The organism is Robinsoniella sp. RHS (assembly GCF_001029355.1).
GTDB lineage: Bacteria > Bacillota > Clostridia > Lachnospirales > Lachnospiraceae > Robinsoniella > Robinsoniella peoriensis.
In genome coordinates this window covers 24859-31707 of the sequence record NZ_JNGB01000005.1, presented here as the reverse complement: position 1 = coordinate 31707, position 6849 = coordinate 24859, and the positions used below count along the sequence as shown (strand labels likewise).

The 6849-nt window shown below is 37.7% G+C and carries 3 protein-coding genes and 2 riboswitches; all 3 genes read left to right on the top strand.

Annotated elements, in window-relative coordinates:
- The first annotated feature begins 190 nt into the window (after window positions 1-190).
- A riboswitch (cobalamin riboswitch) is annotated at window positions 191-388 on the top strand.
- Between the two features lie 281 nt (window positions 389-669).
- Entirely contained in the window at window positions 670-1509 is an 840-nt protein-coding gene (locus tag RHS_RS30090; RefSeq protein WP_395021293.1) for a hypothetical protein, read from the top strand.
- A gap of 68 nt (window positions 1510-1577) precedes the next feature.
- Entirely contained in the window at window positions 1578-5726 is a 4149-nt protein-coding gene (locus tag RHS_RS30085) for an Ig-like domain-containing protein (protein ID WP_395021291.1), read from the top strand.
- A gap of 293 nt (window positions 5727-6019) precedes the next feature.
- Entirely contained in the window at window positions 6020-6502 is a 483-nt protein-coding gene (locus RHS_RS04510) for a flavodoxin domain-containing protein (protein WP_047832465.1), read from the top strand.
- Window positions 6503-6619: 117 nt separating this feature from the next.
- A riboswitch (cobalamin riboswitch) is annotated at window positions 6620-6834 on the top strand.
- Window positions 6835-6849: the final 15 nt, after the last annotated feature.

Here is a 6849-nt window from a genome sequence, read left to right as displayed (position 1 = left end):
ATGATTTGAAATATAACTCTATATCATTTATTTGTTATATAAATATTTACTTAATGTTTTTTGTGGAGTTTAAAAATTAATTATAGATAGAATTAGTAGTTAATAAAAATATTGTTTATTATTATAAAGTGTCAGTATACTATTGACAACTAAATTTATATGAGCTAAGATGTATTACATAAAWWCACAAAATTAAATATGGAATTGCGGTCACCTTTCATTTTATTTATAAATGAAAGTGATAATAGGGAAGCTGGTGAGAATCCAGCACAGTCACCTCTACTGTAACGTGGACGAAGAGACAAATACCATTGATAGGAGACTATTGAGAAGGCGTTTCTAAGGACGAAGCGAAGTCAGGATACCTGCCGTGTTGCAAGTTATTTATTTCTGGGCTGAGGAAATAGGTTTATTTTTATGCCGCAATTCAATCAATTACATACGGGGAATAATAAGCCTTTCTGTCTGAGTGCAGGAAGGCTTTTTTTAATGATTTTCAGGTTTATATAGCTTTTGGACAGTTAAAAAGTCCATTTCTATGGTTAACGATACCATATTTCTATAGAAAGGGAGCAACAGCTGATGAATGGAACGGAAAGGAGGGGAAATAGCGATGATTGGTTCCGAACAGCATGAAAATGAGAGACATGAAAAAGGAGGATTTGATTTATGAAGATTTTTAAAAAATTGACCGCGTTGGTACTGGCTTTAACATTAGTTTTAGGTATGACCACAATTACAGCATCTGCAGCAAGTGATAACCTGGCGATTGGTTCTGTTACTTTAACAGCGCCTACATCCGGTAAAAGTGCAGCAGCAGAATTAAAGACAGTAACCGTTGGCGGTGTAACACGTTATACTTATAATGCAAAATTACCATCTGGAACAGCTACAAGTGATCTTAAGAAATTAAAAGTTGTTCTGACTGGTGTAAATTCTGATGCAGCTGTCAGCATTGATAGTCAGACAAGCGCTACAGGAAGTACTACAAGAACATTTAATAATGTTGATGTGTCTGCGTCATCTGCTACAATTTCCGTTACTTATGGCGGAAAAACCAGAGCTTATGAATTGACGGCTACTGTGGATGCAACAGAACTTACTGTTGAAATTGGAATCCGTACTATTAATGCATTTAATTATGGAACTGAATTCCAGGCTGCAGCAACTGCAATTATGCTTCCTTCAAATGATAAGAATTCTTATATTAAACTTACTATGAATGCAGGAGATACTGTTATGGATGCATTAGTAATGGCTGCAAATAGGTTTGGGATTCAATTGACTGGAGCAGAAAATAATTACATTTCAAAAATTTCTAAAGGTGCATATACTCTGGGAGAATTTACCTGCGGAGGTATGAGCGGATGGATGTATACCGTAATTCCTCTAGGTGGAGAAGAGTTTTTACCAATGTATGGTGCAGCTCAGTATTATCTGGAAGGCGGAGAAAAAATTAATTGGCAATATACCTGTAACTATGGTGCAGATATTGGATTTGGATTCTAATTACAATTTGTGAGAAAGCAGGGTATCCCATTTCGGATGCCTTGCTTCATGTTAGAAAGAGGTAGGTTATGATAAAAAAGGCAAAACGTTATCTGGCTGGATTGATGTCCATGTGTATGTGCTTAACAATGGTTCCGATAAATGTACAGGCGCAAGTAAAAGAGTCAGAGAATATACAGAGTGAGTCATATTATGACAGAATGAGTGAAAAAACTAATGCAGATACCAGATTGGTTACGATTAATGGGTATTGCGGCGAATCGGGAGTAGAGCCTGATGAGGACTTCTATAGCTTTGCATTTGCATTATCAGATAGTAATCATAATGTTATTTATGATCCTGCAAAATATTGTAAAGTTGGTGAAACATACTATTTACAGCTTGAATACAGGAACTATCCGCAAAACGTATTTAATCGTGCGGAAGTGACAGGTCTGGAATTATCAGAAGCTGATAAAAACAATATGATTGAAGCGATTACAAATGGTACTTTTTCATTTATAATGCCGGATAATGATGTTACATTTGATCTTTATCTAATGAGGCAGTATAGTGTTAGAAATGTATATATGGAACCAAAAAATGGCGGAACAGTAGTAATAACCGGTGAAGAGTATGTGAATGAAGATGAAACTAAATGGTATAACCCTTATAATACAGATGTTACGATAAAGGCTTTACCCAATTTAGGTTATCGTTTCAAGACGTGGGATATATCAACTTCAGGTTCAATGGGACCAGATTTACCTGTTGATCCAGAGCTTTCACAGAATTTAACATCATCGGAAAAGTTATTTAAGATGCCTAATCGTGATGTGCATCTAAATGCATACTTTGAAAAAGACCCCGATGCCGTTTTTGATGCCGTATTTACCGGAGGAGAAGGAGCAGTTGGAACAGCACCAGAAAAAATAACCAGTAAAGAAGCAGTTGAAATTACTTTACCTGAAAATACCTTTACATTAAACGGTTATCGATTCCTGGGTTGGTACGATGGTCAAGATGTTTATAAGCCGGGGTCTGTATACAACATGCCGTTTGGAGGTATCACTTTCACGGCAGAGTGGGCGCAGTCCGGTACATCTAATATTAAATTCGAATCAGGTGGAGCTGATTCCGGAACGCCAATCGTTTTAAAAAACCAGAAACCAGGCGACCAGGTAAAAATTCCGGAAAATCCATTTACAAAAGCAGGTTTTGACTTTGATGGATGGAATGATGGAACGCAGACTTACCAGCCGGGTGATGATTATACGATTCCGGATCATGACGTAACCTTTACTGCCCAGTGGAGTGCGTTTTATACCTTTGAGGCAGGTACCGACGTATGGAATGTATCTGCAAAATGGTGCTACGGTCCTGAGGATGCAGGAATTATTCCTGAGGAAGCTGGAGCTAAAAATGGCAAAATGCCAAAAGGCAACGTAGAACGTATATACTTTGGCATGTCCGGTGAGATCAATCAAAATGCAGATAATTATTACAAATTCGAAGGCTTTACCATTAACGGAAAAACTTATACCGAAGCAACGACGATCTCAAATACCGATTATTTTTCCGGAAATGTGATTATCAGCTTACCGGATAAAGAAGATGCAGATGGCTGCAAAAATGGTAAAGTTGAATTTAAAAATGGTGAATTTAAAGATAACGTTGAGATCAGGCAGCATTACACAGAAACAACAGAAAAACGATATCTGGCGGATATTTCATCTCTTGCAATTAACGGTCGAACAGGGAATATTACAAATGATAAAATTGTTGTAAGCGTACCTGAAAATACGGATCTTACGAAATTGAAACCAGTCATCAAATTAAGTGATGGTGCCACAGTTTCCCCAAAATCGGAAGAAGAAGTGGATTTAACGAAGCCGGTTGTTTATACGGTTATATCCAAGGATGGCAGAATAACAAAGAAATATACAGTGTCCGTAGAATTTATACGGAATCACCTGGAAGAAAATCTGCCGGGATGGATTACACAGACATTTGAGGCACGCCGGGACAGAGATGGTGATGGTACCCTGGTACTGGGAAGCGAGCCATTCCTGAAGAGTGCCAGTTCAACCTGGTCCGACTGGGCTGCATTTACAATGGGACGTTTTGGCACGGTTAATTCCGATGGAAGCGTAAACCTGAATTATAAAGATGGTGAAAATAATGAAGGCTACAGCGCTTACATGGAAGCAATGAAAGCAAATATCGAAAAAAGGTATGCGGAGAACGATGGAAAATTAGATGATAATAAAGTGACAGAATGGCATCGTGCTGCACTTGCAATCGCAGCAATCGGAGGCGATGTTACTGATTTTGGAACTTATAATGGCAATGGAATTAATCTAATCAATGATGGAGCCTTTAATGCTGTTGTAGACCCCTCAAGGCAGGGAATTAACGGACCGATTTTTGCATTGATAGCAATGAATATTCAGGACTTCACCCGTCCCGCTGAAATGAAATACTCTGATGAATATCTGATCAAATATATTCTGGAGAGACAGCTGAAGGACGGTGAAAATGGAAGCTACAGCGGATGGGCATTGTGGGGAGCGGTATCTGATCCTGATATCTCAGCTATGGCAGTACAGGCATTGTCTGCCTATTACTGGGATGATACGGAATATACTTACACAAATCTGGCAAGTGGTGAGACTGTAACCAAAACGGTTCGTACAGCAATCGATGAAGCATTGAACAGATTGGGGACATTGCAGACAGATCTGGGTGATTACTTATCCTGGGGAACACGAAATATGGAAAGTACGTCTCAGGTACTGCTTGCTATTATTTCTGTGGGAGTAGATCCTTTGACCGACCAGCGCTTTATTAAAAATGGAAATACCCTGATTGACGGTGTTTTACGGTACAAATTAGAGTCCGGTGGATTCTGCCATACCTTTGATTATGATCCGGATAATGCTGCGGCATCTAACGGAGTATATAATTCCATGGCAACAGATCAGGGAGGTTATGGTTTAGTTGCTGCCTGGAGATATCTGAATGGAATGCGTTATATATATGACTATCGTGCAGAGTTCTCAGCCCAGGATACATCCGTTATAAACACCTTAAAAACAACAATTGACAATGCATTAGCGAAAAAAGGAACGGAAGGATATTACGAAGCTTTAAATAGTGCTATGGAAACCTATAATAGTACTTTCAAAGAATTAAATGATAATTCTTTACGTAGATATGTCATAAACTACTGGCAGCTTTCCGATGCACTTGTTGCTGAAAATGTCACAGTAGATGAGCTGAAAGCAGCAGCAGCGCCGGTAGAAAAACTTATTGAAGCAATTGGTCCGGTAACAAAAGACAGCAAAGCGGCAATAGAAAAAGCAAGAGCTGCATATGAAGCTCTTGCAGATGCAGCAAAAAAATATGTCAGCAATTACAGTGTCTTAACAGCTGCAGAAAAAACTCTGGCTGATTTATCAAAACCGGTACCGCCGGAAGTAGTAAAGGTTACAGGAGTTACATTACAGACAGCATCCATATCTATGTATCCTAACCAGGTACAATTGCTGAAAACAACCGTGACACCAGCCAATGCCGCAAACAAATCAGTAACCTATAAGAGCAATAATACAAAGGCAGTCACAGTTGACGCAAATGGAAAAATAACCGCAAAATCTGCAGGAACTGCTGTTATAACAGTATCCGCACAAGATGGAAGCGGTAAGTCTGCTGCCTGTAAAGTTACTGTTAAAAAGGCAAATGTGAAATTAAATGCAACAAAATTACCATTACAGTTAAAAAAGCGGGTGACGCTTAAGGTATCTGGATTGGCAGCAGGGGATAAAGTGGTCTCCTGGAAGAGTTCCAATAAAAAATATGCGGTGGTATCGGACAAAGGGAAAGTAACAGCGAAGAAACCTGGAAATACGAAAATTACCGTAACTACAAAATATGGAGCCAAAGCAACCTGTAAAGTAACCGTACAGAAAAGCAAGGTGAAAGTGTCCTCTATTTCTGTTAATATGAAAAAGCTTGAGCTGAAAAAAGGTAAAAAGGCAAAATTAGCAGTAACACTTAAACCAATTACGGCGAAAGATAAGGTTACATTTAAATCTTCTGATCCTAGTGTTGCGACGGTAGGTTCTAAGGGAGTAGTAAGGGCAAAGAAAAAAGGAGAATGTAAGATTATTATCCGTACGTCAAATGGAAAGAAGAAAACGGTAAGAGTGAAAGTTATAAATAGTAACAAAAAATAAAATTTTAACACGAAATTCCAATTAAAACAATTAAAATATGACTGCACGATCTGGCTGCAGAGAAATGATGAATCAATCTATGGTGATATCCATATTTGAATTCTTTCTCTGCGGTTCGGATCGTGCAGTTTTTGTATGTAGTGACTAAAAGTATCAAAATAAAATTTTTGCAGGCCTTATTGACAAATAGATAATAATAGGATATGATAACGATATAAATTAAATTAACAGTGTTAAGTATATGCAAAAACCAAAAACCAACAACTAAAAAATAAGTGTATAGGAGTAAGTGTATGAAAATATTGATACTATATGCAAGTAAATATGGATGTACAGAGGATTGTAGCAACTATCTCAAAGATAAACTGAACCAGGAAGTAAAAACAATAAATTTAAAAGAAGCCGGATCCGTCGATTTGCAGCAATATGACTGGGTTATCATCGGCGGATCCATATACATAGGGAAAATACAAAAAGAAGTAAAAGTTTTTTGTGAACAGAATCTGCAAAGCCTGCTTACAAAAAATATTATTTTATTTATGTGCTGTACAACACCTGATCAGGAAAGTGGGTTCTTCATCAAAAATTTCCCCGCTTCGCTGCGAAAGCATGCTGAAAAAACAGTAAATATGGGAGGTGAACTTCGTCAACATAAAATGGGATTTTTCGATAAAAAATTAACAGCCATGGTGTCGAAACTGGAGCCTAAGAAAAATGAAATACTATATAAAAATATAGATGGATTAGCTGATTTTCTAAATAAGAAATGTTCTTAAATGAAGCTGCTAAAAGAAAAATATTTTTATAGTTTTGGAGGTAAAATATAAAAAAGATACCAATTATCCAAAGAAATTCATTGACTTTCCCATATCAATGAGATAGTATTATTTCATAAACAAAATATTAATTGCGGTCATTTTTCATGCAGTTTTTCAGAATCTGCCATGAAAGTGATAATAGGGAAGCCGGTTCAATTCCGGCACAGTCACCTCTACTGTAACGTGGACGAGGAAACAATATGCCATTGGCGCTGTACAGATAGCTGCTGAGAAGGCGTTTCTAAGGTCGAAGCGGAGTCAGGATACCTGCCGTAAAAACAGATTGCTGTATTTCCGGGATGAGG

Bases quoted from the DNA above. Each gene is read 5' to 3' on its own strand.
- RHS_RS30090 (WP_395021293.1), top strand. From the start codon at position 670: ATGAAGATTTTTAAAAAATTGACCGCGTTGGTACTGGCTTTAACATTA.
- RHS_RS30085 (WP_395021291.1), top strand. From the start codon at position 1,578: ATGATAAAAAAGGCAAAACGTTATCTGGCTGGATTGATGTCCATGTGT.
- RHS_RS04510 (WP_047832465.1), top strand. From the start codon at position 6,020: ATGAAAATATTGATACTATATGCAAGTAAATATGGATGTACAGAGGAT.